Source organism: Sphingomonas sp. (assembly GCF_032114135.1).
Taxonomy (GTDB): domain Bacteria; phylum Pseudomonadota; class Alphaproteobacteria; order Sphingomonadales; family Sphingomonadaceae; genus Sphingomonas.
On record NZ_DAMCTA010000003.1, the window covers coordinates 123368 to 148938 of the forward strand.

Consider the following 25571-nt stretch of genomic DNA (forward strand, 5'->3'; position numbering starts at 1 on the left):
CGGGCGCGGCTCCCTTTCTTCCGCCCGAAAAGGTGCTACACCGCGCGCCGCATGGCCGACGGCGACACTCCCCCAATTCCCCAGCCCAACGAACGCACGCCCGGCCGCTGGGCGCGGCTGCGGCGGCGCTGGTGGTTCCGCACGCTCGCGATCCTGGCGCTGCTCGCCGGGCTGCTGGTGTTCGCCGTCTGGCTGCTCGTCGCGCGCGATCTGCCCTCGGTCAACAAGCTGCGCAGCTATGAGCCGCAGCTGCCCAGCTATGTCCGCTCCGCTGACGGCGCGCCCATCCACGCTTATGCCCAGATGCGCCGCGTGCAGCTCAGCTACAACGAGTTCCCGCCGCTGCTGGTCCGCGCCTTCATGGCAGCGGAAGACCGTACCTTCTTCTCGCACCACGGGCTTGATTTCCCCGGGCTGGTGCGCGCGGCGGGCGAGGGCATCCTCCGTGGCAAGACCCCGCGCGGCACCTCCACCATCACCCAGCAGGTCGCCAAGAATCTCGCGGTGGGCAACGAGGCGAGCTATACCCGCAAGCTCAAGGAAGCGATCCTCGCCTGGCGGATCGAGGACACGCTGTCCAAGCCGCAGATCATGGAATTGTACCTCAACGCCATCGAGCTGGGGCGCAATTCGGGTGGCGTGGCGGCGGCGAGCGATGCCTATTTCGGCAAGCCGCTCGACAAGTTGAGTCTGGCGCAGATGGCTTATCTGGCGATCCTGCCCAAGGGCCCCGCCAATTACGATCCCGATCGCAATACCCAGCGCGCGCTCGATCGCCGCAACTGGGTGCTCGGCGAAATGCTGCGCAACGGCTTCATCAACCAGGCGCAGCATGACCAGGCGGTCGCCTCGCCGCTCGGCACCGTGCCGCGCCAGACGCCGCGCTTCGAGCGGGTGGGGGGCTATTTCGTCGAGGAGGTCCGCCGCCAGCTCGCTCGCCAGTTCGGTGAGAAGCGCGAGGACGGGCCGTACAGCGTCTATGACGGCGGCCTGTGGGTGCGCAGCTCGCTGGACCCGCGGCTCCAGGCCTATGCCCAGCGTGCCTTGCGCGACGGCCTGCTGCGCTTCGATCGCGGCCGCGGCTGGTCGGGGCCGATCGGCAAGGTGCAGTTCGAGGGTGATGGCTGGTATTCGGCCTTCGTCTCGAAGAATATCGGCGTCGATTACGACAATTGGCGCGCCGCCGTGGTGATCGCCCGCGATTCGCGCAGCCTCCAGCTCGGCTTCGACGACGGCGACACCGGCACGCTGCCGGAAAGCGCCGCCCAGATGCCGATCCGCGGCAAGGGCGGCCATGCCTTCGATGCGATCAAGGTCGGGGACATCCTCGCCGTTGCGCCCGAGGGCGGCAACTGGAGCCTGCGCAGCGTTCCCAAGGTCTCGGGCGGCATGGTCGTCGAGGATCCCTCGACCGGCCGCATCCTGGCGATGCAGGGCGGCTTCGATTCGCGCCTGCAAGCGTTCAACCGCGCGACGCAGGCGACCCGCCAGCCGGGCTCGACGATCAAGCCAATCGTCTATGCTTCCGCGCTCGAGAACGGGATGACCCCGGCTTCGATCGTCGTCGATGGTCCCTTCTGCGTGTGGCAGGGGGCGGGGCTCGGCCAGAAGTGCTTCCGCAACTTCGGCAATGCCCGCGGCGCCGGCCCGCACACGCTGCGCTGGGGCATCGAGCAGTCGCGCAACCTGATGACCGTGCAGATCGCCAACGCCACCGGCATGGATAAGGTGGTCGACACGATCCAGCGGCTGGGCGTCTCCAAGAACCGGCTGCCGCCGTACCTCTCCTATGCGCTGGGCGCGGGCGAGACGACGGTGCTGCGGATGGTCAACGCCTATTCGATCCTGGTGAACCAGGGCCGCGCGCTGAACCCCACGCTGATCGACTTCGTCCAGGACCGTCGCGGCAAGGTGATCTTCCCCGCCGGCTGGCGCGCCTGCTCGGGCTGCAACGCGCGCGACTGGGACGGCAAGGCGATGCCGCGCCCGATCGTCCGCGCTCGGCAGGTGATCGACCCGATGGTCGCCTACCAGATGGTCCACATCACCGAGGGCGTGGTCCAGCGCGGTACCGCGACCGTGCTGCGCGATCTCAACCGTCCGATGATGGGCAAGACCGGCACCACGACGGGCCCGACCGATGTGTGGTTCGTCGGCGGCACCCCGCAGATGATCGGCGGCCTCTATCTCGGCTATGACACGCCGACGAACCTCGGCGGCTATGCCCAGGGTGGCTCGATCGCCGCACCGATCTTCAAGGAATTCGCGGTCCCCGCCTATGAAGGACTGGATCCGCTGCCCTTCGTCGCGCCGCCGGGCATCCGCATGGTCCGCATCGATCGCGGCAGCGGGCGGCCGGTGCAATATGGCTGGCCGACCGACGATCCGCTCTCCTCGATCATCTGGGAAGCCTTCCGTCCGGACAGCGATCCGCGCCGCACCCGCCGCACGGCCAACACCGAAGCGGCACCCGCCGCAGCGGCCCCGGTGCAGCGCAAGGCCGATCGCCAGGGCGATAGCGACTTCTTGCAACAACAGGGCGGAATCTACTAGCGAGGCCGCCACACCCTATATGGCTTGAGATCGCCGCATCGTCTGGGATGCGGCCGGCGGATACTTCGGAAGGTTTGGAACATGCGCGCTGAAGCGCAGGCATATGTCGACAAGATCAACAGCGCACTGGCGCTGCTGCGCCGCTCGCTCGACTGGGACCGCGCGCTGCGCCGCCTCGACGAGCTGAACGCGCGCGTCGAGGATCCGACGCTGTGGAACGACGCCAAGAAGGCGCAGGACGTGATGCGCGAGCGTCGCCGCCTCGACGAATCGATCACCGCGACGCGCGCGATCGAGAGCGAGCTCAACGACACCGTCGAGCTGATCGAGATGGCCGAGGCCGAGGGCGACGAGGAAATGGCGGTCGACGGGACCGAGAGCCTGCGCGCACTCGCCGAGCGTTCCGACGCCGACAAGGTCAAGGCGCTGCTCTCGGGCGAGGCAGATCCCAACGACACCTATGTCGAGATCAACGCCGGCGCCGGCGGCACCGAATCGAACGACTGGGCCGAAATGCTCCAGCGCATGTACACGCGCTGGGCCGAGCGCCACGGCTACAAGGTCGAGCTGGTCGACTATCACGCCGGCGAACAGGCGGGCATCAAGTCCGCGACCCTGCTTTTCAAGGGCGAGAATGCGTACGGCTATGCCAAGACCGAGAGCGGCGTGCACCGATTGGTGCGCATCAGCCCGTTCGATTCGAACGCGCGCCGCCAGACCAGTTTCGCGAGCGTCTGGGTCTACCCGGTGATCGACGACAATATCGAGATCGAGATCAACGAGAGCGAGCTGCGCATCGACACCTATCGCGCTTCGGGCGCGGGCGGCCAGCACATCAACACCACCGACTCGGCGGTGCGCATCACCCACTTGCCAACCGGTATCGTGGTGCAGTGCCAGAACCAGCGTTCGCAGCATAAGAACCGCGCCGAAGCCTTCAACCAGCTCCGCGCCCGCCTCTACGAGCGCGAGCTGGCCGAGCGCGAAGCCGTGGCCGATGCGCAGAACGCGACCAAGACCGATATCGGCTGGGGCCACCAGATCCGCTCCTACGTGCTCCAGCCCTATCAGCTGGTGAAGGACCTGCGCACCGGCGTCACCTCCACCGCGCCGAGCGACGTGCTCGACGGCGACCTCGACAGCTTCATGGCCGCCGCGCTAGCACAGCGCGTGACGGGCGAGGCCGTCGCGGTGGAGGATGTCGATTGAGCTTGCGCGCGCGGCCCCTGCTGCTCGGTGTGACGCTGCTGCTGGCGGCGTGCGACGGCAGTCCGCGGGCGGTGCGCAACGAGCGCCATGATCCGGCGAACTCGGGTTTTCCCGCAGCCGACCGGCCGGTGGCGACGATCGTGTCGTCGCGCTGGTCGAGCGAGGAAGAGCGCGACCGGCTGAACGAAGCGGGCAAGGTGATGGACTTGGCCGGCATCAAGCCGGGCATGACCGTCGCCGATATCGGCGCGGGCGAAGGCTATTACACGATCCGCCTCGGCCAGCGCGTCGGCGCCAAGGGGCGGGTGGTCGCCGAGGACATCGTCCCCGATTACATCAGCGCGCTGGCGACGCGCGTGGTGCGCGAGAAGCTCGACAATGTCAGCGTGCGGCTGGGCCTGCCCGCCGATCCGCGGCTGCCCGAGAACAGCTTCGATCGCGTGCTGATGGTGCACATGTACCACGAGATCGAATCGCCCTACGAGTTCCTCTGGCGGCTGCGGCCCTCGCTGGCGCCGGGGGGGCAGGTGATCGTGGTCGACGCCGATCGCGCCACCGAGAATCACGGCACGCCGCCCGCGTTGCTCAAATGCGAGTTCGCGGCGGTGGGCTATGCGCAGGTCTCGATGCTGCCGATGGCCTCGGCCGGCGGCTATATGGCGGTGTTCGAGGTGCGCGGGGAAAGGCCCGAACCGGAGACGATCCGCGCCTGCAAGTCCGGCGCGCATGCCAAGGCGGTGACGCCCAAGCCCAACGGCGCGCACGAGTGATGACGGCTTAAAGCCCCTCCCCTTCAGGGGAGGGGTTTGGGGTGGGGCCGTGATCTTACCGAGACCAGCATCTGGTCTGGAATCCCTCCACCCCAACCCCTCCTCCAAGGAGGAGGGGCTTAAGTGCGCAAGCAAGGGATGACTTCCCCGCGCACACCGGCTAATCCCGCGCGACCCATGACTGACGCAACCGACACCCAGCGCGACTGGCGCGACACCGTCTTCCTGCCGAAGACCGATTTCCCGATGAAGGCCGGCCTTGCTGCCAAGGAGCCCGCCATCCTCGAGCGCTGGGCGAAGATTAGGCTCTACCACAAGCTGCGCGAGGCCCGCGCGGGCCGCGAGCGCTTCCTGCTGCACGACGGCCCGCCCTACGCCAATGGCGACATCCATATGGGCCATGCGCTCAACAAGATCCTGAAGGACATCGTCGTCCGCTCGCAAAGCCTTATGGGCAAGGACGCGCCCTACGTCCCCGGCTGGGACTGCCACGGCCTGCCGATCGAGTGGAAGGTCGAGGAAGCCTATCGCGCCAAGAAGCTCAACAAGGACGAAGTCGACCCCGTCGCCTTTCGCGCCGAATGCCGCGCCTATGCGGAAAAATGGGTGGCGGTGCAGCGCGGCCAGTTCGAGCGGCTCGGCATCCTGGGCGACTGGGACGATCCCTATCTCACGATGAAGTTCGACGCCGAGGCGCGGATCGCGGCCGAACTGCTCAAGTTCGCCGAGAGCGGCCAGCTCTATCGCGGTGCCAAGCCGGTGATGTGGTCGCCGGTCGAAAAGACCGCGCTGGCCGAGGCCGAGGTCGAGTATGAGGACATCACGTCCACGCAGATCGACGTGGCGTTCGAGATCACCGAGGCACCGAACGCCCCCGAGCTGGTCGGCGCGCATGCGGTGATCTGGACGACCACGCCGTGGACGATCCCGGTGAACCAGGCGCTGGCCTATGGGCCGGACGTGGAATATCTCCTTGTCCGCTTCGACGAGATGGCGGGCGGAGCCAATACGCTGTTGATCGCCAAGGACCTGCTGGACAGCTTTGGCGCGCGGATCGGGCACCCGGTGGTCGTCAGGATCGGCGACACACCGGGCACGGTGACCGCGCTCGCCTCGATCCAGGGGTCGAAGCTGGACGGCGCCGTCGCCCGCCACCCGATGCACGCGCTCGGCGGGTTCTTCGCCAAGCCGCGGCCGTTCCTGCCCGGCGACTTCGTCACCACCGATGCGGGTACCGGCCTCGTCCACATGGCGCCGGACCATGGCGAGGACGACTTCCTGCTGTGCAAGGCGCACGGCATCGATCCGGTCTTCGCGGTCGATGGCGCGGGCATGTACCGTGCCGACTGGCTGTGGCTCGGCGGCCAGGGATCGGTGATCAACAAGAAGTTCGTCAGCGCCGAAGGCCCGATCTGCTCGGACCTGCGCGCCGCGGGCGCACTGCTCGCCGCCTCGGACGACTTCCAGCACAGCTATCCGCATAGCTGGCGGAGCAAGGCGAAGATCATCTTCCGCGCGACCCCGCAGTGGTTCATCCCGATGGACAAGCCCACGCCCGCACAAGCCGCGGGTGCTTCGGACAGCAACGCCCCAACGCTCCGCGAAGTCGCGCTCGACGCGATCGAGCATACCCGCTGGGTGCCGGAGCGCTCGATCAACCGCATCCGCGCGATGGTGGAGGGCCGCCCCGACTGGGTGATCAGCCGCCAGCGCGCCTGGGGCGTGCCGATCGCGCTCTACGTTAACCGCGCGACCGGCGACTATCTGCGCGATCCGGCGGTCAACGCCCGTATCCTCGATGCCTTCCGCGCTGGCGGGGCCGATGCCTGGTTCCAGGCCGACCACCAGGCGCTGCTCGGCCCCGACTACGCAGCCGCAGACTATGAGGTCGTCACCGACATTCTCGACGTGTGGTTCGACAGCGGCTCGACCCACAGCTTCGTAATCGAGGCGCGCTACGGCGAGGGCGTGCGCGCCAACCTCTATCTCGAAGGTTCGGACCAGCATCGCGGCTGGTTCCAGTCGTCGCTGCTCGAATCGTCGGGCACGCGCGGCCGGGCGCCCTATGACGCGGTGCTCACCCATGGCTTCGCGCTCGACGGCCAGGGCAAGAAGATGTCCAAGTCGCTCGGGAACGTCGTCGATCCGCTGAAGATCATCGGCGAGAGCGGCGCGGATATCCTGCGCCTGTGGGTCGCGCAGACCGACTATTTCGACGACGTGCGCATCGGCAAGGAAGTACTGGCCGGCACAGGCGACGCGTATCGCAAGATCCGCAACACCTTCCGCTATCTGCTCGGCGCGCTCGACGGGTTCGGCGAGGCCGAGAAGGTCGCGGTGGCCGACATGCCCGAGCTGGAGCGCTATGTGCTCCACAAGCTGGCGGCCCTCGATGCCGAGCTGCGCTCGGCGGCGGAGGCGTTCGAGTTCAATCGCTATACGCGCGCGCTCGGCGACTTCATGAACGAGGACCTCTCGGCCTTCTTCTTCGATATCCGCAAGGACTGCCTCTACTGCGATGCAGAAAGCGATCCCAAGCGCCGTGCCTACCGCACCGTGCTGGACGTGCTGTTCCACGCACTGGTGCGCTACGCCGCGCCGATCCTCGCCTTCACCGCCGAGGAAGTGTGGCAGGCCCGCTTCCCGAGCGAAGACGGATCGGTCCATGAGCTGGAATGGCCGGTGCTGCCGGAAGGCGCGTCGGTCGAGCATGACTGGACTGCGATCCGCGCGCTGCGCCAGACCGTCACCGAGGCGATCGAACCCTATCGCCGCGAGAAGAAGGTCCGCTCCAGCCTCGAGGCCGAAGTGACCGTGCCCACGCTGCCGATGCCGGCCGAGGAGCTCACCGAGCTGTTCATCGTGTCCAAGGTGGATCAGGCTGCCGATGTCACGGTGACGCCCACCGATCGCCACAAATGCGGCCGGTGCTGGCGCCATCTTCCCGAAGTGACGCAGGATGGGGCATTGTGCGACCGTTGCGCAGAGGTAGTGTCGTGATGAAGCAGGTTCGCCTCTATGGCTTCGCCGCGGCGCTGGCCGTGTTCGTGCTCGACCAGCTGACCAAGTACATCGTCACCGGCCCGCTCGGGCTGGTGGTGCAGAATGATTCGATGACGATCGCGCCGTTCTTCGACCTGCGCTTCGTCAAGAATATCGGCGTGTCGCTGGGCCTGCTCTCGGCCAACAGCCCGACGATGCGCTGGCTGCTGGTGCTGATGACCGCGTGCATCGCGGTGGGCGTCTGCGTGTGGATGCTGCGCGAGAAGAAGACCGGCGACGTCGTCGCGCTCGGCCTGGTGCTGGGCGGGGCGTGCGGCAACATCCTCGATCGCAGCCGGCTCGGCTATGTCGTCGATTTCGCCGATCTGCATTTCGGCGAGTGGCGCCCCTTTTTGGTCTTCAACGTGGCCGATGCCGCGATTACCATCGGCGTGGTGATCCTGCTGCTTCGTGCCCTGCTCGTCCGCGACAAGAACCCCAAGTCGCCTGCCCCTGTGGAGAAGAAATTCAATGCGTAAGTTGATCCTCGTCGCGACCGGCGTCGCCCTGGTGGCCTCGCTCTCGGCGTGCGGCAAGAAGGGGTATGATCGGGCGCGTCCGGACGAGTTCGCGGTGGCCCGCCAGGCGCCGCTGGTGATCCCGCCCGATTTCTCGCTGCGTCCGCCGCAGCCGGGTGCCGCCCGCCCGCAGGATACCAACCCGTCCGACCAGGCGCTCGAAGCGCTGTTCGGCGGCACCGCCGCGCGCAGCCCGGCCGAGACCGCGACGCTCGATCAGGCAGGGGCTCCCAGCGCCGATGCCGGCGTGCGCAGCAATGCCGGCAGTCCGTCGACGACCGTAGTCGACAAGGGCCGCACGACCCAGGACATCCTCAAGTCGCCCCAGGGCGATAACAAGGATGCGAGCGTCAAGACGCCGCAATAAGCGCTGCCGCTTCGCGCAAGAAAAAGCGCCGGTCCGCACGATGCGGGCCGGCGCTTTTCGTTTGAGGCGAGTTGCGTCGTTGCGAACTGCGTTCCCCTCCCGCAAGCGGGAGGGGAGCGATAGGCGCGGCTATCGGGAGCGGCCCCCGCCGCTCCCGCGCCCCCGCCCCAAGGCGTGGATCAGAAGCTGACGCCGATCGAGCCGAGCACACTGCCCTTGGCGGCATCCTTGCCGGTGGGCGTGATGAAGGTCGTGTCGGTGTCGACGTACGACACGCCGAGCGTCAGGTTCTTCCAGGTCACCGCCGCGCCCAAGGCCCAGTCGGTATATTCGGAGGTCGGGCCGGACAGCCAGCTCGGGCCGAAGGTGTGGCCCAGGTGCCCGGTGAGGCTGAACGGCGTCTTCGGAATCGCGGCGGAGACGTCGCCGGCGATATAGACATTGTCCTCGTTCTTCAGCAGCCCGCTCTGGCCCTGGTCGATCGCCAGCGCCTTCTGCTTGGGCGCATAGTTGACCGTACCCTTGGCGGTGACCGGCCCGATCGCATAGGAGAGCGAGGCATAGGGCTCGATGAAGTCCGACGAACTCCTGTCCCCGGTGAAGCCGGGGCGGGTGCCCGGATAGACGTAATAGAGCGCGCCGACATCGACGGTCACGCCGTTCTTGAAGCTGTGCTTGTAGCCCGCGATTAGATCGAGCTCCTGGTGCGCGCTGCCATGGACCGTGACGTAATCATCGATCGAGGAGCCCCAGGCGGAGACGTAGAAGCCCGTCTCATGGGTGACCGTCAGGCCCCCCTGCACGGCGAAGTTGCGATCGGTCTGCGAGATGCCGCGAAACTTGTAGTCGCTGATCACCGTCGCGGTGCCGTTCAGCGTGATCGCCGGGGCCGGGGCCGTTTCCTGCGCAAAAGCGGGCGCGGTCGTGGCGAGCAGCAGCGCGCCAAGGCTGATCGAGAAGAAGCGCATGGAATCCCTTTCATTGGAAACAAAGGGTTCCTCACCTGCTGCAAACGGCGTCGCATCGTGCTGGGCTCTACGTCCCGGCGACTTCCGAATTGCAACAAAAGATTGCCCGAACCGGGCCGTAGCGCACAATAGCTTATAGTTTTCCTAGCGCGGATTGTAACGGACTGTTGCTGGTCCGCCACAGGCATGCCGCTTCCTCGGCCGCAAGCGGACCGGAGAAGCGGCGAAAAATTCAGGCGAGTTCGATGATCGCGTCGACTTCGACAGCGGCGCCCAGCGGCAGCGCGGCAACGCCCACCGCGCTACGGGCATGGCGGCCGGCCTCGCCGAACAGGGCCTGCATCAGCTCCGAGGCGCCGTTGGCGACCTTGGGCTGATCGGTGAAATCGGCGGTCGAATTCACGAACACGCCCAGCTTCACCACGCGCTTCACGCGCGACAGGTCGCCGTCGAGCGCCTTCTTGATCTGCGCGACCAGCATCAGTCCGCAGCGCTGCGCAGCTTCGGTGCCGAAGGCGATATCGCGGTCTTCGCCGAGGCGGCCCGTCATCACCGCGCAGTCCTTGAACGGCAGCTGGCCCGAGATGTGGAGCAGCCCGCCGGCCGCCACGGCCGGGACATAGGCGGCGACGGGAGCGGCGGCCTCGGGAAGGGCGAGGCCGAGCTCGGCGAGCTTGTGATCGATCACGGTGGTCATGCCGCGACCCAACCACTGGGCGCGGGCAGGGTCAAGGTCTGCTCAGACTTCCGCAAAGCGCTCCAGGATCCAGGCTTGCGCGTCGCGCCAGTCATCGATGCGGGCATGGGCGTGCGGGGCAGGGGGCACCTTGGGGGCGAGGCTCGGTTCCGCGACCATGTGCAGGCGGAACACGTCGGGCGCGTGCTTGGCGACCGATTCGTGGTGCGTGGCGAGATCGTCGACGAACACGGCGACCGAGGCGCCATGCTCCGCCACCAGCCGCGCGACGGGGTTGCCCTTGCCGCCCTGATTGCATTCCACGCGGTGAACGATGCCGTGATTGGCCAATTGGGTGATGCGGTGGTTGCGGCAATGGTCCTGCAGGTTGGTGAGCACGACGATGTCGGCCACCTCGGCGATGCGGGCCAGTGCCTCGCGGGCATGGGGCACCAGTGTCTGGCGCTCCATTTCGGCTGGGAAGAAGCCGTCGAGCAGCGCCCACATTTCCGGGCCCTCCAGCGTGCTGCCGTCGCCGCGGCGACGCATCGCGCCTTCGAATGCGCTGCCGTTGAGCGCAAAGTCGATGTCATGGGTGTCGCCCAGCCATTCGCCGAAGTGCCGCACCATGTGCAGCAGGACTTCGTCGCAATCGGTGATCAGCAGCGGTTTCATGCGGATTCCAGCTGGCGGCGGGCATCGACCAGCGCCGCGGGGGAAAGATCGAGCGCGTCGGCGCAGGCGATTAGGTCGGGCTCGTGGGATTCGAGGAAACCGAGCGCGGCCGCCAGCAGCGCGGGTTCGCCGGCGCGGGCCCGCAGAGTCGCGGGATCGAGGCCGGTCAGGTCCAGCAATCTGCCGGCTCGGCCAGAATCACTTAGAATCCAGACGAGTGCCTGCAGTGCCACCGTTTCGGGATTTGTCACGTCGCCCGCCATCGCCTAACACCACCCCGCAGAATTGAGGTAGCGCGTGCCAAAAAGAGTACTCGTTGTCGAGGACAACGAATTGAACCTGAAGCTGTTCTGCGACCTGTTGCGCGCGCATGGCTATGAAGCCGAGCCCGTGCGCGACGGGCGGGAAGCCGTGCCCAGCGCGCGCCGTTTCAAGCCGCATCTGGTGATCATGGACGTGCAGTTGCCGCACGTCACCGGCTTCGAATTGATCGGCCAGATGCAGGCGGACCCGGTGCTCGGCCGAATTCCGATCATGGCGGTGACCGCCTATTCGAGCCATGAGGACGAGGAGCGGATCCGCGCGGCGGGCGCGCGCTCCTATGTGGCCAAGCCGATCTCACTGGCGCGCTTCGTCGACCAAGTCGAAAAGCTCATGGTCACGATCGACGAATAGAGGATCGATGCAGCGAAAACGCCGGACCCGCAAGGATCCGGCGCGATGCGATCAAACAGCGCGGGCGCGGCCAGCGCGCCCGGCGGCATTACTTGATCTTCGCTTCCTTGAAGTCGACATGCTTGCGCACGACCGGATCGTACTTGCGGAAGCTCAGCTTCTCGGTCTGCGTGCGCGGATTCTTCTTGGTGACATAGAAGAAGCCCGTATCCGCCGTGCTGACGAGCTTGATCTTTACGGTGGTCGGCTTTGCCATGACCCGGAACCCTTGATTCGTGCGAAAAGAAAAGAGCGGCGCGCTTGTGGCACACCGCTGACAGGGGTGTGCGGATGCGCGAATCGCCCGGGAAAGTCAAGTGTATTGGGCCGAAGCGGGCGCGGCGCATCGAATTGATCGATCAGCTTGATCGGGTTTATCCCAGGGTATGGCTGTTTTCCCGGCGGAACCGGACCCTATATTCCGATCGTTAGGGCAACGAATCGACCGCATTCCAGGAGGACAATTATGGCCGAAAATCCCGCACTCGCCACGCCGACCGACCTCAACCGCAACGATACCAAGAGCGTTGCCGATGCCCTGAACAGTGCGCTGGCGGACTGCTTCACGCTGTATTTCAAGACCAAGAACTTCCATTGGCACGTCTCGGGACCGCATTTCCGCGATTATCACCTGCTGCTCGACGACCAGGCCGCGCAGATCCTGGGCGTGACGGATGCGATCGCCGAGCGCGTCCGCAAGACCGGCAACACCACGCTGCGCTCGATCGGCGACATCGCGCGCCGCCAGACGCTCTCGGACAATGACGCCGAGTTCGTCGCACCCGGCGACATGCTCGCCGAACTGCGCGACGACAATCTGAAGCTGGTCGAGAGCTTCCGCGCGGTGAAGGAAGCGGCCGAAGAGGCCAAGGACAACGCCACCAGCGGCATCGTCGACGAATGGACCGACCAGGCCGAAGAGCGTGCCTGGTTCCTGTTCGAGGCCAGCCGCAAGGGTTGAGCCGGAAACGGGCCGGCGCGCGCTGCGGGCACGCGCCGGCCTTTCTGCGCTTATTTGAGGGCGGCGAGGTCGGTTTCGACCTTCTTCAACATCTCGTCGGTCAGCGCGCCCTGCGAAAAGGGCTGCACCGCGCGCAAGCTCATCGCCTTGAACTGGTCGAGCGCCGGATGCGACGACAGGCCCGGAATGTCAGTGTCCAGCACCGCCTTGGCCTTTTCGTCGGCGAGGATCGTCTCGATCGGCGTATCGAGGCTGAACTTGGTTGCGGCTGCCGGGGCGGCGGCCGGTGCGGGGGTCTGCTGTGCCATCACGGCGGGGCTCAGCATGGCAGCGGCGATCGCGCCTGCGACAAGAAACTTCATCCGAAAAAGCCCTCTCTGGACGGGCGCGACGCGCGCCCGACTGGCAAGCTAGGGGCGAAATAAGGCAGCTTTGCGAATCATCGAGGGGCCTTGCCCTCGAAGGTCAGCAGCCAGAAATCGGGCACCGCGGCGATCCGCAGCGGCACGCCGCTCGTGCCGATCCCTGCGGTGACCAGCACATCGCGGCCGGGCTCGCGAATCAAGCCGCAGACATAGCGCAGGCCGTAATTGGACGAGGCGGTGATCGGACCGAGCAGCGGCGGCACGATCTGGCCGCAATGGGTGTGCCCGGCCAGCACCAGCGCATAGCGCGGCGGGAGCAGCGGCGCGATATCCGGCGTATGGCTCAGCACCACGGTCGGCCCCGGCAGCGCGCGCGCCGCGTGGTCGAGGCGTCGCTCTCGATATTTGCCATGGTACAGGTCGTCGGCCCCGGCGATCGTCAATGCGCCGCGGCGGACGGCCTCGTTGCGCAGCAGAGTGATGCCCCGCTTTTCGAGCCAGTGCGGCAGATCGGTCTTGTTGTGACCGGTATAGTCGTGGTTGCCCAGCACCGCGATCACGCCGTAGCGCGCGCGCAGCCGCGCGAGCGGGGCAGTCGCCTCCGCCGCGTCATAGATTCGGGTGCTTATCCGGCGGTCCTGCTCTACATCCCCTGCGATCAGCACCAGGTCCGGCCGGAGCGCATTGACCTGGCCGATGATGCGCGCGAGCCGCGATGGAGTCGTCTCGGGCCCGGCGACGTGGAGGTCGCTGATCAACACCACGCGCATGGCCGGCGCATGGGTGGGCCAATCGCGCATATGCACGGTCAATGGCCGCATGACCGGATCGCGCATCGCCGTCCAGAGGCCGAGCCCCAACACGCTGACGGCGATCAGGAGCGGCACGAGCAGGCACAGGAGGACACGCTTCATCCCCTCTCCGTACGCCAAAGGCCGATATGGTCGAACCATTCTTTGCTGCGCATGCGAAGGATTCAGCCGTGCCGAGGCGCACTCTAGCGGGAGGGGTGGGCAGACCCCATCTACGATCGTATGCGCGTTTTTGCCGACCTGCTCGACCGGCTGATCTACACCCGCTCGCGCAATGCCAAGCTCCGCCTGATCGGCGACTATCTGCGCGCGACGCCCGATCCCGATCGCGGATGGGCAATGGCGGCGCTGACCGGGGCGCTCGATCTGCCGGCGGTGAAGCCGGCACTGCTCCGCGCGATGATCGAAGCGCGGGTCGACCCCGTGCTGTACGGCATGAGCCGCGATTTCGTCGGCGACTCGGCCGAGACGATCGCGTTGCTGTGGCCCGAGCCGCATGTGCCGCCGCCCGAGAGCGCGCCGCTCACCCTTTCGCAGGTGGTGTCGACGTTGGGCGCGCTTTCGCGCTCCGACGCGCCTGCGGTGCTGGCGGCGATGCTCGACCGGCTCGAATCCGATGAGCGCTATGCGCTGCTCAAGCTGGCGACCGGTGCGCTGCGCGTCGGCATTTCCGCACGCCTGGCCAAGACCGCGCTCGCCCAGACCTTCGGGCTCGACGTCGATGCGGTGGAGGAAGTGTGGCACGGACTGCACCCGCCCTATGCCGTGCTGTTTGATTGGGCCGAGGGCCGCGCCGAACAGCCGCGCGCCGAGGACGTGCCGGTGTTCCGACCGTTCATGCTCGCGCACCCGCTGGAGGGAACGCAGGTCAGTCTCGCGGACTATGCTGCAGAATGGAAATGGGACGGTATCCGTGTCCAGCTCGTTCACGCCGGCGGCGAGACCCGGCTCTACAGCCGCGCCGGCGATGACATCACCCGCAGCTTCCCCGAAGTGGCGGCGGCGTTCGTCACACCGGGCGTGCTCGACGGCGAGCTGCTGGTGCGCGGCGAGGCGCAGGGCGGTGAGGCGGGCAGCTTCAACGCGCTCCAGCAGCGGCTGGGGCGCAAGGTCGTCGCGGCCAAGACGCTGGCCGAGTTCCCGGCCTTTGTCCGCCTGTACGACATCCTGTTCGACGGTAGCGAGGACGTGCGCGAGCTGCCGTGGCACGCGCGGCGCGCCCGGCTGGAGGCTTTCGTTCCCGGCCTGGATCCCGAACGCTTCGACCTCTCCGCCGTGATCGATGCGGCCGATTTCGCCGCGCTCGAGGAAATTCGTGCCGGGGCGCGCGATGCGGCGATCGAGGGTGTCATGCTCAAGCGCCGCGACTCGCCCTATGTCACCGGGCGCCGGGTCGGGCTGTGGTACAAATGGAAGCGCGATCCGCTTACTGCCGATTGCGTGCTGATGTACGCGCAGCGCGGCTCGGGCAAGCGCAGCAGCTTTTATTCCGATTTCACCTTCGGCGCCTGGACCGAAAGCGGCGAACTGCTCCCCGTCGGCAAGGCCTATTTCGGTTTCACCGACGAGGAGCTGAAATGGCTCGATCGGCATGTGCGCACCCACACCGTCAACCGCTTCGGCCCGGTGCGCGAAACGGACAAGTCATTGGTGCTGGAAGTGGCGTTCGATTCGATCCACGAATCAAAGCGGCACAAATCAGGGCTGGCGATGCGCTTCCCCCGAATCGCCCGCATCCGCACCGACAAGCCCGTCGCCGAGGCAGACACCATTGCGGGCCTGCGCCGAATGGTGACCTGAGGGGACACATTTCGTGGGGCCGTCCGGGGGATGCGGGCCCCTGTGCAGCTTCGTACAAGCGGGCATGGGAAACGCATCGCCGCGCCAGCGCGACGACAATGCGCTGACCAAGGGCGAGAAGACGACGCTGCGGCTGTTGCTCGCCGGGCATGACGCCAAGTTGATCGCGCGCGAACTTGGCCTGTCGGTGCACACCGTCAACGAGCGATTGCGCGATGCGCGGCGGAAGCTGGGCGTGGCGAGCAGCCGCGAGGCCGCGCGCCGGTTGGCCGAAAGCGACGCCGCGGACCCCCAAAGCTTGGGTACGTGCCGTTGGGGGTTTCGGCGGCCAGCGCATCCATGGCCTCTTCCGATCTGCCAGACGTCCGGCCGCGACGATCGCACCGGCTCGCCTGGCTCGGTGGAAGAATGTTCATCATGTCGCTGTTCATCGCCGCCCTTGCCGTTGCCACGCTGCACGCCCCGGTGTCCCCGCCTGCCGCTGCAACCGCCGCCCAAAGCACGCCCGCGAGCCTCGGCGGCAGAAGCCTGGGTGGCGCGGGTCGACCTGGGCAAGTGACATGAAAGCCGGCGAGCCGCGGCCGCCATGTTCCGCGGGAAGGTCTCCGATGCCCGCTGAGCCGAGATCCTAATGCCGGTCCGCCAGCCGCTTGGGGCGGTGGTCTCGCAAGCGTTCGACTCGGTGCTGAAGAGCAAGTCGATGCCGGGCGCGCCCGACGGCGACTGTGAGATACTGAAGTTCCAGACCAGCTTCGCGCAGCGCAGCGGCCCGATTGAGACGGCCATTCTCGTCCGCGAAGCCGGTGGCTGGCGGGTGGCCGGCTATTTCTTCCGCTGAGAGGCCGATCAGGCGGCCGCCGCCGCCTCGGCCAGAAACGGCGAGATGACGCCGATCACGCGCGCGACCGTCGCCTCCTTTTCGCCGACCGGCGCGACATAACGGATCGCCTCGCGGGTCGCCGACAGCGTGCCGCCGCGCGCGAGCAGCCAGGCGGCGAGATATTGCGAGGCCAGGCAACCGCCTGCCGTCGCGACATTGCCATGCGCGACGAACGGCGCGTCGAGCACCTCGACGCCCGCTTCGATAACCCAGGGCTTGGTGGTGAGGTCGGTGCAGGCGGGGAGGGTGCCGATCAGGCCGAGCTTCGCCAGCAAGAGCGTGCCCGAGCATTGCGCGCCGATCAGCTGGCGTGCCGGGTCGAGCCGGATCTGCGCGAGCATATCCGCGTCTGCCGCGATCTCGCGCGTCTTGCTGCCGCTGCCGAGGATCACGGCATCGGCCTCCGCGGCGAAGGAAAGCGGGCGTTGGCGGCGGATCGTCACGCCGTTGAGCGAGGTGACTTCGTCCGTCGGGGAGGTGATATGCGCCGCCCAGCCCTGTGCGCGCATCCGGTTGAGGATCGCGGCGGCGACGAAGCTGTCCAGCTCGTTGAAGCCCTCAAAGGTAAGTACGGCGATCTGCATCGGATTCTCTCCGCCCGCTGCGAGCCCAAAAGGAAAAGGCCGGACGTTGCCGCCCGGCCTCTCCTATCCGTCAATAACCCGAAGGTTACTGCTGCGGCGAAAGGTTCACCGCCGCGTACTTGCCGCGACGATCGACCTCGAGCTCGAACTCGAGCCGGTCGCCTTCGTTGAGCGTCGGCATGCCGGCGCGCTCGACGGCCGAGATGTGCACGAACGCATCGGGCTGTCCGTCATCGCGCTGGATGAAGCCGAAGCCCTTCATCGCGTTGAAGAACTTGACCGTGCCGGTCGCCTTCTCGCCGGTCAGCTGGCGCTGCGGGCCGCCACGCGGTGCACCGCGATCGCCGCCGAAGCCGCCACCACCCTGTGCATCGTCGCGCGGAGCGCGCTCGGTGACTGCCATCGGCTCGCCATCGATCTTCAGCGTGGTCGCCGAGATGCGGCCACCGCGATCGACAAGCGTGAAGCCGAGCGGCTGGCCTTCTGCAAGCGCGGTCAGGCCCGCCTGCTCGACGGCCGAGATGTGCACGAACACGTCTTCGCCGCCGTCATCGCGAACGATGAAGCCAAAGCCCTTCTGCGCGTTGAAGAACTTCACCACGCCGGTGCCTTCGCCGATCACCTGGGGGGGCATGCCGCCACCGCCGCCGCCGCCGCCACGGAAACCGCCGCCGCCGCCGCCGCCGAAGCCGCCACCACCGCCGCCGCCGCCGAAGCCGCCACCGCTGCGGAAGCCGCCGCCACCGCCGCCGCCGAAGCCGCCGCGATTGCCGCCACCGAAGCCGCCGCGATCTTCGAACCCGCCGCCGCCGAAGCTGCTGCCGCCGCCGAAGTTATCGTCGCCGAAACCATCGCGCTTGTCTCTGCCGCGCCCACCGCGCTCGCCGCGACGTCCTCTATCGAAACTCATGCCCTGTTCGTCTTCCCGGTTCGCCCTCAAACTACCAATCAAAACCGAGCGCCGGACGAAAAACGCAGGTCTTACGGCACTAACGCAGTGCCACACTGCAGGTCATACCCCAAAAAAATCGGGTGCGCGAACGAAAATCGCGCACATGGCTGCTTTGCGGCAGGAAAGTGTCCGCCATGTCACGGTAGGCGCTTGTACGGCATGCGAAACGTGCCATTTTCGCGACCAGCGGGGGCGGAGGGCGTCGGCCCGGCGCCGCGCTCTATCCCGCGAATCGCCAAATGCAACGTCGTGCGGGGCGCGGCAAAGCATTGAGGTGCGGCGCCAACCCCGCTACGCGAACGCCATGACCGTCCATTTCCACGAAGAAGATCTGCCGGAGGGCGTGTTCGCGCCCGGCGCCGCCATCGCCGTCGATACCGAGACGATGGGCCTTATCACCCCGCGTGACCGCCTGTGCCTGGTGCAGCTGTCGGACGGCTCGGGCGACGAGCATCTCGTACGATTCGGGCCGCAGTCCAACTATGCTGCGCCGAATCTGCGGGCGGTGCTCGCCGATCCTTTGCGACTCAAGCTCTATCACTTCGCGCGGTTCGATCTGGCGGCGATTCGCTTCTATCTCGGCGTCACCGCCGGGCCGGTCTACTGCACCAAGATCGCCTCGCGGCTGGTGCGCACCTACACCGATCGCCATGGGCTGAAGGATCTGGCGCGCGAGTTGGTCGGCGCGGAAATCTCGAAGCAGCAGCAATCGTCCGACTGGGGCGGGCCGGATCTGTCCGACGCGCAGCGCGACTATGCCGCCTCCGATGTGCGCTTCCTCCATGCGATGAAGGTGGAGCTGGACAAGCGACTCGAGCGGGAAGGGCGCGTCGAAATGGCGCAGGCCTGTTTCGATTTCCTGCCTTGGCGTGCCGAGCTCGACATCGCCGGCTGGCCCGAGGTGGATATCTTCGCCCATGCGTGACGGCGTGACCCTGCGCGATCGCACGGATCAAGTGGTTGTCTCGGTCGTTTCGGGTCCCCACAAGGGAGCTTATGTCTGAGATCGCCGCCCGATTGACCACGCAGAACCGCGCCTGGGCTCATCCCGGGAGCAGTCACGATCGTGCCGTGCGCATCGCGCTGGTGTTGTTGCCGATCCTGATCGGCGCGCTGGCCGCGTTTCTGATCAGCGCGCCGCTGTTCATGGGCGGCGACGTCAGCTTCGTGCTCGACAAAAAGAAGGTGGCGATGTCGCCGCAGCGGCTGCTGACGGCGGCGGCCGACTATCGCGGCGAGGACACCAAGGGGCGTCAGTTCGAGCTGCGCGCCGGTTCGGCGGTGCAGAAGAGCTCGGCCGAGCCGGTGGTGCAGCTGAATGCGCTGAGCGCGCGATTGAACCTGACGGATGGCCCCGCGACGCTGGTCGCCAACAAGGGGCGCTATCTCCTCAACACCGACCAGATGCTGATCGACGGGCCGATTCGGTTTCAGACGAGCGACGGCTATGTCCTCAATACCAACGATGCGACGGTCGATCTGCGGACGCGGCAGCTGCAAAGCGGCGGCGCGGTGACGGGCAACACGCCCACCGGCACGTTCCGCGCCGATCGCCTGCGCGCCGATCTCGACAAAAGGCTGATCTCGCTCGAAGGCAATGCGCACTTGCGGATGACGCCGAAGCCGGCAAGGAGGCCCTGATGACCCGCGCTCTCGCTTCGCTCACCCTTGGGCTGCCGTTGCTGCTCGCCGCCGTGCCAGCCTTCGCGCAGGCCAGGCACAATTCGAACGCGCCGATCGATTTCGATGCGCGCAACATCCAGCTCGACGACAAGGCAAACCGTGCGATCCTGAGCGGCGGCGTCGTCATCAAGCAGTCGGACATGACGCTGCGTGCGGCCCGGGTGACCGTGGCGTATAGCGGCAGCGCGCTCAACGGCTCGCCCCAGGCCTCGCGCCTCGACGCCACCGGGGGCGTGACGGTGCAGCGGCCGAACCAGACCGCGCGCTCCAGCTATGCAGTGTATGATGTCGATCGGCGGATCATCACGATGATCGGCAACGTCACGCTGCAGCAGGCCGGCTCCAACGTCGCCAACGCGGCAGGCCCGCGGCTGACGATCAACCTCGACACCAGCCGGGCGACCTTCGGCGGCGCGCCGGCGGGCCCGACGACGCAGAATTCGGGTGGTCGCGTGACCGGCCGCTTCTCCGTTCCCAATCGCGACGCGTCGAAGCAGTAAGACGGGGCAATGCCACGGTACGCCGTGCTCTGTCTTCCCTTCGTGCGCGTTATCATGCAGGAACCTTGCCAAGCAGCCACGCGCTTGGCGGGGACCAACACAGCGTTCATCTTGCAGGAGCCGTCATGACCGACGTCGCCATCGCCGCCCCCGAAAGCTCCGCCCCGGATCCCGTGCCGCTGCCCGATCGCGGGCTGGCGGTGGTTTCAATCGCCAAGTCCTACGACAAGCGCACCGTGCTGACCGACGTATCGGTCTCGGTGGGGCGCGGCGAAGTGGTGGGTCTGCTCGGGCCGAACGGCGCGGGCAAGACAACCTGCTTCTATTCGGTGATGGGGCTGGTGAAGCCCGACAGCGGCCGCATCATGCTCGACGGCGAGGACATCACGCGTTTGCCGATGTACCGTCGCGCGATCCTCGGCCTCGGCTATCTGCCGCAGGAAACCTCGATCTTTCGCGGCCTCAGCGTCGAGAAGAACATTGCCGCGGTGCTCGAACTCGCCGAACCCGATCGCGACGCGCGCAAGGCGCGGCTCGAGGAACTGCTCGACGAGTTCGGCCTCACCCGGCTGCGCGCCTCGCCCGCGATGGCGCTCTCGGGCGGCGAGCGGCGCCGTGCGGAAATCGCCCGCGCGCTGGCGGCGAATCCGACGATCATCCTGCTCGACGAGCCGTTCGCGGGCATCGATCCCATTTCGATCAGCGACATTCGCGATCTGGTGAAGCAGCTCAAGCAGCGCGGCATCGGCGTGCTGATCACCGACCATAATGTCCGCGAGACGCTCGAAATCGTCGATCGCGGCTATATCATCTATGACGGCCGCGTGCTGTTCGCCGGCTCGCCCGACGATCTGGTGCGCGACGAGAATGTCCGCCGCCTCTATCTCGGCGAGAGCTTCTCGCTCTGATGCGATGAGTCTCGCGCCACGCCTCGATCTGCGCCAGTCGCAATCGCTGGTGATGACGCCGCAGCTCCAGCAGGCGATCAAGCTGCTGGCGCTGTCCAACCTCGAGATCGAGACCTTCATCGCCGAGGAAGTCGAGCGCAATCCCTTGCTCGATTCGCAGGGCGGCGACGATGGCGGCGCGTCGGAGCCCGCCGAAAGCAGCGACGCGTTCGAGCCGCGTGACGGCCCGGCCGATGCCAGCGAGCTGATCCTCGGCGGCGGTGAGGCAAGCGGGGAGGCGGCGCTCGATGTCGACCTCGCGGTCGAAGCCTTCCACCATGATTCGGCGAGCGATTCGATCGGCGGGCTGGACGGCGGGCTCGGCATCAATGGCGTGAGCGGCGGCGGATCGGAGGACGGACCCGATCTCGACAGTCTCGGCAGCAGCGACCTCAGCCTAGCGGACCATCTGCTGGCGCAGGCGGGCTCCAGCGTCTCGGGCCCGGACCTGTTCATCGCCCAGCACCTGATCGACCAGATCGACGAGTGCGGCTACCTAACCGTGCCGCTGCGCGAGATCGCAGAGCGGCTGGGCGTGCCGCTCGCGCGAGTCGAGGCGGTGTTGGGCGTGATCCAGACCTTCGATCCCACCGGCGTCGGCGCGCGCGACCTTGCCGAATGCCTTGCGCTCCAGGCCAAGGAGGCGGATCGCTACGATCCTTGCATGGCGCGGCTGATCGAGAATCTCGAGCTCGTCGCGCGCGGCGATCTCGGCCGGCTGCGGCGGATCTGCAATGTCGACGACGAGGATCTCGCCGACATGATCCGCGAGCTGCGCAATTACGATCCCAAGCCCGGCTGCCGCTATGGCGGCGATCCGGTGCCGGCGGTGACCCCGGACATCTTCGTCGCGCGGCGCGGCGCCGGCTGGGCGGTGGAGATCAACGCGGCGACGCTGCCGCGGCTGCTGGTCAACCGCGCCTATTATGCCGAGGTCTCGGGGGGCAAGCAGGACAAGGCGAGCAAGGCCTGGCTCACCGACATGCTCGCAAGCGCCAACTGGTTGGTCAAGGCGCTCGACCAGCGCCAGCGCACGATCATTAAGGTGGCGAGCGAGATCGTGAAGCAGCAGGAAGGCTTCTTCCTCAAGGGCGTCGCGCACCTTCGCCCGCTGACGCTGCGCCAGGTCGCCGACGCGATCGAGATGCACGAATCGACGGTCAGCCGGGTGACTAGCAACAAATATCTCAGCTGCGCGCGCGGTCTGTTCGAACTGAAATACTTCTTCACCAGCGCGATCCAGTCAGCCGACGGCGGCGAGGCGGTGTCGGCCGAGGCGGTGAAGAGCGCGATTCGTACGCTGATCGCTGCCGAGGACCCGAAGAAAATTCTTTCGGACGATACGCTCGTGGAAATGCTCAATGCGAAGGGCTTCGATATCGCCCGCCGCACGGTCGCGAAATATCGCGAGGCGATGGGCATTGGCAGCTCGGTGCAACGCCGGCGCCAAAAGGCACTCGAAGGAGCGGGTTGATGTTGCGTTTTTGGGGTTTGGTGGCGGCGCTTGCCGCGATGCTGGCGTGTGTGCCGGCGCTGGCGCAGGGCGCGCCCGAACTGACGGTGATGAGCCTCAACATCCGCATGCCGAGCGACGGCGACGGCGCGAACCTGTGGGAAAAGCGCCGCGACCTCACCTTCGCGACGATCCGCGCGGCCGACCCCGACCTGATCGGCACGCAGGAGTTGTTCCAGCGCCAGGGCGACGATATCGTCAAGGCGCTGCCGGAGTATAGGTGGTTCGGCACCGATCGCTATGGCGGCCATGCCAACGAGCATATGGGCATCTTCTACCGGCACGATCGGCTGAAGATCGTCGAGCAGGGCCAGTTTTGGCTGTCCGACACGCCCGAGGTGCCGGCCAGCATCAGCTGGGGGCATCCGCTGCCCCGCATGGTCAACTGGGCGACCTTCGAGACGCGCGACGGCCGCCGGTTCCGCCTCTACGACACGCATTTCCCCTATCGCGACGAGGACGAGGACGCGCGCACGCGGGGCGCCCAGCTGCTGTCCGATCGCATCGCGGCAGGGCCGAAGGATCTGCCGGTGCTCGTCACCGGCGACTTCAATACCACCGCCGACAAGCCCGCCCATGCGGTACTCACCAGGACTTTGGCCGATGCCTGGGCTTCGCGGCCGGACCATCAGGGCCCCGACTTCACCTTCCACGGCTTCACCGGCAAAGGCGACCGTCGCATCGACTGGATCCTGACGCGCGGCTTCACCGTCGAGCGGATTGCGGCGATCGATACGCATCGCGGCGAGGTCTACCCGAGCGACCATTATCCGGTGGTCGCGCGGGTCCGCTTCGAGCGCTGAGCGCGCTCAGCCGCCGGGGCGCAGGCCGCCTTCCATCAGCATCATCGTGATGCTGCCCATGTCGGTATATTGCAGCACGCCTGCCAGCGTGCCGACGACATTGGGGTCCTGCGCCAAGTCCATCAGCGCGACGCGGCCAAGCGCGGTGAAGCTGTTCTGCAGCGCGCCGGGATCGCGCTTCATCCGTTCCATGGCCTCGTTGCGGCAGTCGCGGGTGACGAGGCGAGTGATCAGCTGACCGGCCTGCTGGCTGGCCTGGACGCGGCGGCCCTCGTCCACCTTGACCATGTCGCGCACCGCGGCGCTCTGCGCGACGGCGGCGAATACCCAGCGGATCAGCACGTCGCGATCGGCGCGGCTGGTGCGGGCACGGAGGCACTCGCCGAACGGGTCGCGCGCCTGGGCCTGGGCAGCGGCGGGGGCGAGGAACGAAGCAAAGGCCGTAGCGGCGGCAAGGAGCGGGCGAATCGTCATGGGGATACCGCTAGGAGAAGATCGCGGCGCTTGTTGGACAGCCAGACGCCAGAGCACGTGTTCCCCTCCCGCTTGCGGGAGCGGCTAGGGGAGGGGATGACGTGGAGGCTCTCGCCGTGCCGGTGGGACGCGCGACCAGCCCCTCCCGCTTGCGGGAGGGGAGCGCAGAGCGACAATGTCGGTCTGATTACAGCGCGATCAGCACTTCGTTGCGGCGCAGGGGGCCGGGGATGAAGGGCGAGTTGTAGAAAGCATATTCCACCGCGCCGCCATTGATCCCCTTCGCTGCAAGCCAGCTGCGCAGCTCCGCCTCGCGCTTCTCCAGCGCCGCATCGTCGGGCGAGCCCGCGAAGCGCAGCACCGCCACGCGCCGTGCCGGGCGGGTGGCCAGATCGACATTGTCGGAAGGCTTGGGCAGCGTCGCGAGCGTGAACTTCGACGGCATCACGAACTGCGTCCGCCAGCTGGCGTCCTGCTTGGTGCTGAGCACCGGCGCGGTCATCGCAATCTTCTCGCCGCCGCTGCCGCCATTGTCGCCGCGGCGCTTGGCGAAGATATAGTCGGCGAGACGCGAGAAGCCCGCGTTCAGCGCCGCCTCGCGGGTGCCGATCGCGCGGGTTTCCGCCACCACCAGCTCGGGATAATCGCGGATCTCGAAGGCGCCGTCCTTTTCCACCAGCGTGAAGGGCGGCTGCTCGCTTGCCTTCTCGAACGCGTAATAGGCCGCCGCACCCGCGACCACCGCGCCGCCCAGCAGCCCGCCTACCCAGGCCCAGGTCTTGCCCTTCGCCATCACCAAAACTCCTTCAATCGTCTTCGTCCTCGAACCCGGCGAGATCGAGCGCACGGGCGCGTATCTGCCGGAGCCTGCACCAATGTACCAGCGCATCCTCGCGGCCATGTGTCACCCACACCTCGCGCGGGGCCAGTTCCTCGATCGTACGCGTCAATTCATCCCAATCGGCATGGTCGGAGAGGATCAGCGGCAGCTCGACGTTGCGCTGCCGGGCGCGCTGGCGCACCCGCATCCAGCCGCTCGCCATCGCGGTGATCGGATCGGGCAGCCGCCGCGACCAGCGATCGTTGAGTGCGCCCGGCGGGCAGAGGATGATCCGCCCCTCCAGCTCCTTCTTCGCGACCCCGGTGGCCGGACGCAGCTCCCCCAGCGCCACGCCATGCTCCACATAGAGGTCGCACAGCGCCTGGAGCGCGCCGTGAAGGTAAATCGGATCGTCGAATCCCATCGCGCGCAGCTCGGCGATCACTCGCTGCGCCTTGCCGAGCGCATAGGCGCCGACCAGCACGCAGCGCTCGGGTTCGGTGCGCAACGCGGACAGCAGCTTGTCGATCTCGTCGGTGGTCTCGGGGTGGCGGAACACCGGCAGGCCGAACGTGGCTTCGGTGATGAACACGTCGCACTTCACCGGCTGGAAAGGCGTGCAGGTGGGATCGGGGCGGCGCTTGTAATCGCCCGAGACGACGATGCGCTCGCCGGCATGATCGAGCACGACCTGCGCGGACCCCAGCACATGCCCGGCGGGGACGAAGCCCACCTCGATCGGGCCAAGCGTGATGCTGTCGCCATAGTCGACCGGCCGCCCGTTCTGCGGCCCGTAGCGCGCCGCCATGATCGCCAGCGTGCCCGGCGTCGCCCACACCTCGCCATGCCCGCCGCGCGCGTGATCGGCATGGCCATGGGTGATGATCGCCCGCGCGACCGGCTTGGACGGGTCGATCCACGCATCCGCTGCAGGAAGGTAGATCCCGCAAGGATCGGGGGTGAGCCAGCTGCCGAGCGCCATGGC

29 protein-coding genes are annotated in these 25571 nt (G+C 67.1%); 17 read left to right on the top strand and 12 right to left on the bottom strand.

All coding sequences use genetic code 11. The features are described 5' to 3' along the window. Positions 1-51: 51 nt before the first annotated feature. The 6 genes from RT655_RS16375 (at position 52) to RT655_RS16400 (ending at position 8459) form a co-directional block, all read left to right on the top strand. Entirely contained in the window at positions 52-2553 is a 2502-nt protein-coding gene (locus tag RT655_RS16375) for a penicillin-binding protein 1A (RefSeq protein ID WP_313538744.1), read from the top strand. Between the two features lie 81 nt (positions 2554-2634). After that, positions 2635-3762, top strand: coding sequence for a peptide chain release factor 2 (gene prfB, locus RT655_RS16380; RefSeq protein WP_141987612.1), 1128 nt, complete (start codon positions 2635-2637; stop codon positions 3760-3762). Between the two features lie 2 nt (positions 3763-3764). Then, complete coding sequence (locus RT655_RS16385; protein WP_313538747.1) at positions 3765-4532, top strand: class I SAM-dependent methyltransferase; 768 nt, start codon at positions 3765-3767, stop codon at positions 4530-4532. 177 nt (positions 4533-4709) lie between these two features. Continuing rightward, positions 4710-7532, top strand: a complete 2823-nt coding sequence (gene ileS, locus RT655_RS16390; RefSeq protein WP_313538749.1) for an isoleucine--tRNA ligase — start codon at positions 4710-4712, stop codon at positions 7530-7532. Then, positions 7532-8053 (top strand): signal peptidase II, encoded by a 522-nt coding sequence (lspA, locus tag RT655_RS16395; protein ID WP_313538751.1) that lies wholly within the window; start codon positions 7532-7534, stop codon positions 8051-8053. Before ileS ends, lspA begins: the two co-directional genes overlap by 1 nt. Further along, on the top strand, positions 8046-8459 hold the full coding sequence (locus RT655_RS16400) for a DUF3035 domain-containing protein (RefSeq protein WP_313538753.1): 414 nt from the start codon (positions 8046-8048) through the stop codon (positions 8457-8459). Before lspA ends, RT655_RS16400 begins: the two co-directional genes overlap by 8 nt. Positions 8460-8638: 179 nt before the next feature. Here RT655_RS16400 and RT655_RS16405 read toward each other — a convergent pair whose 3' ends face one another. The 4 genes from RT655_RS16405 to RT655_RS16420 all read right to left on the bottom strand — a co-directional run bounded on the left by RT655_RS16405 (position 8639) and on the right by RT655_RS16420 (position 11041). Further along, the gene (locus tag RT655_RS16405; protein ID WP_313538755.1) at positions 8639-9427 is read right to left on the bottom strand and encodes a TorF family putative porin; all 789 of its coding nucleotides are present in this window, start codon (positions 9425-9427) and stop codon (positions 8639-8641) included. 232 nt (positions 9428-9659) lie between these two features. After that, the gene (locus RT655_RS16410) at positions 9660-10124 is read right to left on the bottom strand and encodes a RidA family protein (RefSeq protein ID WP_313538757.1); all 465 of its coding nucleotides are present in this window, start codon (positions 10122-10124) and stop codon (positions 9660-9662) included. Positions 10125-10166: 42 nt separating this feature from the next. Further along, positions 10167-10778, bottom strand: coding sequence for an HAD family hydrolase (locus RT655_RS16415; protein WP_313538759.1), 612 nt, complete (start codon positions 10776-10778; stop codon positions 10167-10169). Continuing rightward, on the bottom strand, positions 10775-11041 hold the full coding sequence (locus tag RT655_RS16420) for a DUF3572 domain-containing protein (RefSeq protein ID WP_313538761.1): 267 nt from the start codon (positions 11039-11041) through the stop codon (positions 10775-10777). Before RT655_RS16420 ends, RT655_RS16415 begins: the two co-directional genes overlap by 4 nt. Positions 11042-11075: 34 nt before the next feature. Between RT655_RS16420 and RT655_RS16425 the strand changes: the two genes are divergently transcribed. Then, a complete protein-coding gene (locus RT655_RS16425) occupies positions 11076-11453 on the top strand; it encodes a response regulator (protein ID WP_313538763.1) in 378 nt (125 codons plus the stop codon). Positions 11454-11541: 88 nt separating this feature from the next. On the opposite strand, the gene rpmG is transcribed toward RT655_RS16425, so the two are convergent. Further along, positions 11542-11709 (bottom strand): 50S ribosomal protein L33, encoded by a 168-nt coding sequence (gene rpmG, locus RT655_RS16430; protein WP_010125625.1) that lies wholly within the window; start codon positions 11707-11709, stop codon positions 11542-11544. Positions 11710-11958: 249 nt separating this feature from the next. On the opposite strand from rpmG, the gene RT655_RS16435 reads away from it, so the two are divergent. After that, positions 11959-12453, top strand: a complete 495-nt coding sequence (locus tag RT655_RS16435) for a Dps family protein (protein WP_084584098.1) — start codon at positions 11959-11961, stop codon at positions 12451-12453. A 50-nt stretch (positions 12454-12503) separates the two neighbouring features. Here the strand turns inward: RT655_RS16435 and RT655_RS16440 are convergent, their stop codons facing one another. Both RT655_RS16440 and RT655_RS16445 read right to left on the bottom strand, forming a co-directional pair. Continuing rightward, positions 12504-12815 carry a hypothetical protein gene (locus RT655_RS16440; RefSeq protein WP_313538777.1) on the bottom strand — a complete coding sequence of 104 codons (312 nt, stop codon included), beginning with the start codon at positions 12813-12815 and terminating at the stop codon, positions 12504-12506. A gap of 77 nt (positions 12816-12892) precedes the next feature. Next, positions 12893-13732 carry a metallophosphoesterase gene (locus RT655_RS16445; RefSeq protein WP_313538779.1) on the bottom strand — a complete coding sequence of 280 codons (840 nt, stop codon included), beginning with the start codon at positions 13730-13732 and terminating at the stop codon, positions 12893-12895. 120 nt (positions 13733-13852) lie between these two features. Between RT655_RS16445 and RT655_RS16450 the strand changes: the two genes are divergently transcribed. From RT655_RS16450 to RT655_RS16460, 3 genes are all read left to right on the top strand, one after another. After that, positions 13853-15430 carry a cisplatin damage response ATP-dependent DNA ligase gene (locus RT655_RS16450; RefSeq protein ID WP_313538781.1) on the top strand — a complete coding sequence of 526 codons (1578 nt, stop codon included), beginning with the start codon at positions 13853-13855 and terminating at the stop codon, positions 15428-15430. Positions 15431-15494: 64 nt separating this feature from the next. Next, the gene (locus RT655_RS16455; protein WP_313538783.1) at positions 15495-15989 is read left to right on the top strand and encodes a helix-turn-helix transcriptional regulator; all 495 of its coding nucleotides are present in this window, start codon (positions 15495-15497) and stop codon (positions 15987-15989) included. 72 nt (positions 15990-16061) lie between these two features. Beyond that, positions 16062-16268 (top strand): DUF4019 domain-containing protein, encoded by a 207-nt coding sequence (locus RT655_RS16460; RefSeq protein WP_313538785.1) that lies wholly within the window; start codon positions 16062-16064, stop codon positions 16266-16268. Between the two features lie 8 nt (positions 16269-16276). Here RT655_RS16460 and RT655_RS16465 read toward each other — a convergent pair whose 3' ends face one another. Together RT655_RS16465 and RT655_RS16470 are read right to left on the bottom strand one after the other, a co-directional pair. After that, positions 16277-16894 (bottom strand): DJ-1/PfpI family protein, encoded by a 618-nt coding sequence (locus RT655_RS16465; protein ID WP_313538786.1) that lies wholly within the window; start codon positions 16892-16894, stop codon positions 16277-16279. A gap of 85 nt (positions 16895-16979) precedes the next feature. Continuing rightward, positions 16980-17804 (bottom strand): cold-shock protein, encoded by an 825-nt coding sequence (locus RT655_RS16470; protein WP_313538788.1) that lies wholly within the window; start codon positions 17802-17804, stop codon positions 16980-16982. A gap of 346 nt (positions 17805-18150) precedes the next feature. Between RT655_RS16470 and RT655_RS16475 the strand changes: the two genes are divergently transcribed. The 6 genes from RT655_RS16475 (at position 18151) to RT655_RS16500 (ending at position 23292) form a co-directional block, all read left to right on the top strand. After that, a complete protein-coding gene (locus tag RT655_RS16475; RefSeq protein ID WP_313538790.1) occupies positions 18151-18771 on the top strand; it encodes a ribonuclease D in 621 nt (206 codons plus the stop codon). Positions 18772-18842: 71 nt separating this feature from the next. Beyond that, the gene (gene lptC, locus RT655_RS16480) at positions 18843-19487 is read left to right on the top strand and encodes an LPS export ABC transporter periplasmic protein LptC (protein ID WP_313538792.1); all 645 of its coding nucleotides are present in this window, start codon (positions 18843-18845) and stop codon (positions 19485-19487) included. Beyond that, complete coding sequence (locus RT655_RS16485; protein ID WP_313538794.1) at positions 19487-20029, top strand: LptA/OstA family protein; 543 nt, start codon at positions 19487-19489, stop codon at positions 20027-20029. The genes lptC and RT655_RS16485 overlap by 1 nt, the downstream gene beginning before the upstream one ends. A gap of 125 nt (positions 20030-20154) precedes the next feature. Further along, positions 20155-20937 carry an LPS export ABC transporter ATP-binding protein gene (gene lptB, locus RT655_RS16490; protein ID WP_313538796.1) on the top strand — a complete coding sequence of 261 codons (783 nt, stop codon included), beginning with the start codon at positions 20155-20157 and terminating at the stop codon, positions 20935-20937. A gap of 4 nt (positions 20938-20941) precedes the next feature. Continuing rightward, positions 20942-22450: an RNA polymerase factor sigma-54 gene (gene rpoN, locus RT655_RS16495; protein WP_313538798.1), complete on the top strand. Its 1509-nt coding sequence runs from the start codon at positions 20942-20944 to the stop codon at positions 22448-22450. After that, positions 22450-23292, top strand: a complete 843-nt coding sequence (locus RT655_RS16500) for an endonuclease/exonuclease/phosphatase family protein (RefSeq protein ID WP_313538800.1) — start codon at positions 22450-22452, stop codon at positions 23290-23292. Before rpoN ends, RT655_RS16500 begins: the two co-directional genes overlap by 1 nt. Before the next feature lie 6 nt (positions 23293-23298). Here RT655_RS16500 and RT655_RS16505 read toward each other — a convergent pair whose 3' ends face one another. The 3 genes from RT655_RS16505 to RT655_RS16515 all read right to left on the bottom strand — a co-directional run bounded on the left by RT655_RS16505 (position 23299) and on the right by RT655_RS16515 (position 25568). Next, a complete protein-coding gene (locus RT655_RS16505) occupies positions 23299-23766 on the bottom strand; it encodes a hypothetical protein (protein WP_313538802.1) in 468 nt (155 codons plus the stop codon). Between the two features lie 187 nt (positions 23767-23953). Further along, positions 23954-24559 (bottom strand): heme-binding protein, encoded by a 606-nt coding sequence (locus RT655_RS16510; RefSeq protein WP_313538804.1) that lies wholly within the window; start codon positions 24557-24559, stop codon positions 23954-23956. A gap of 13 nt (positions 24560-24572) precedes the next feature. Continuing rightward, positions 24573-25568 (bottom strand): ligase-associated DNA damage response exonuclease, encoded by a 996-nt coding sequence (locus RT655_RS16515; protein ID WP_313538806.1) that lies wholly within the window; start codon positions 25566-25568, stop codon positions 24573-24575. Between the last annotated feature and the right edge of the window lie 3 nt (positions 25569-25571).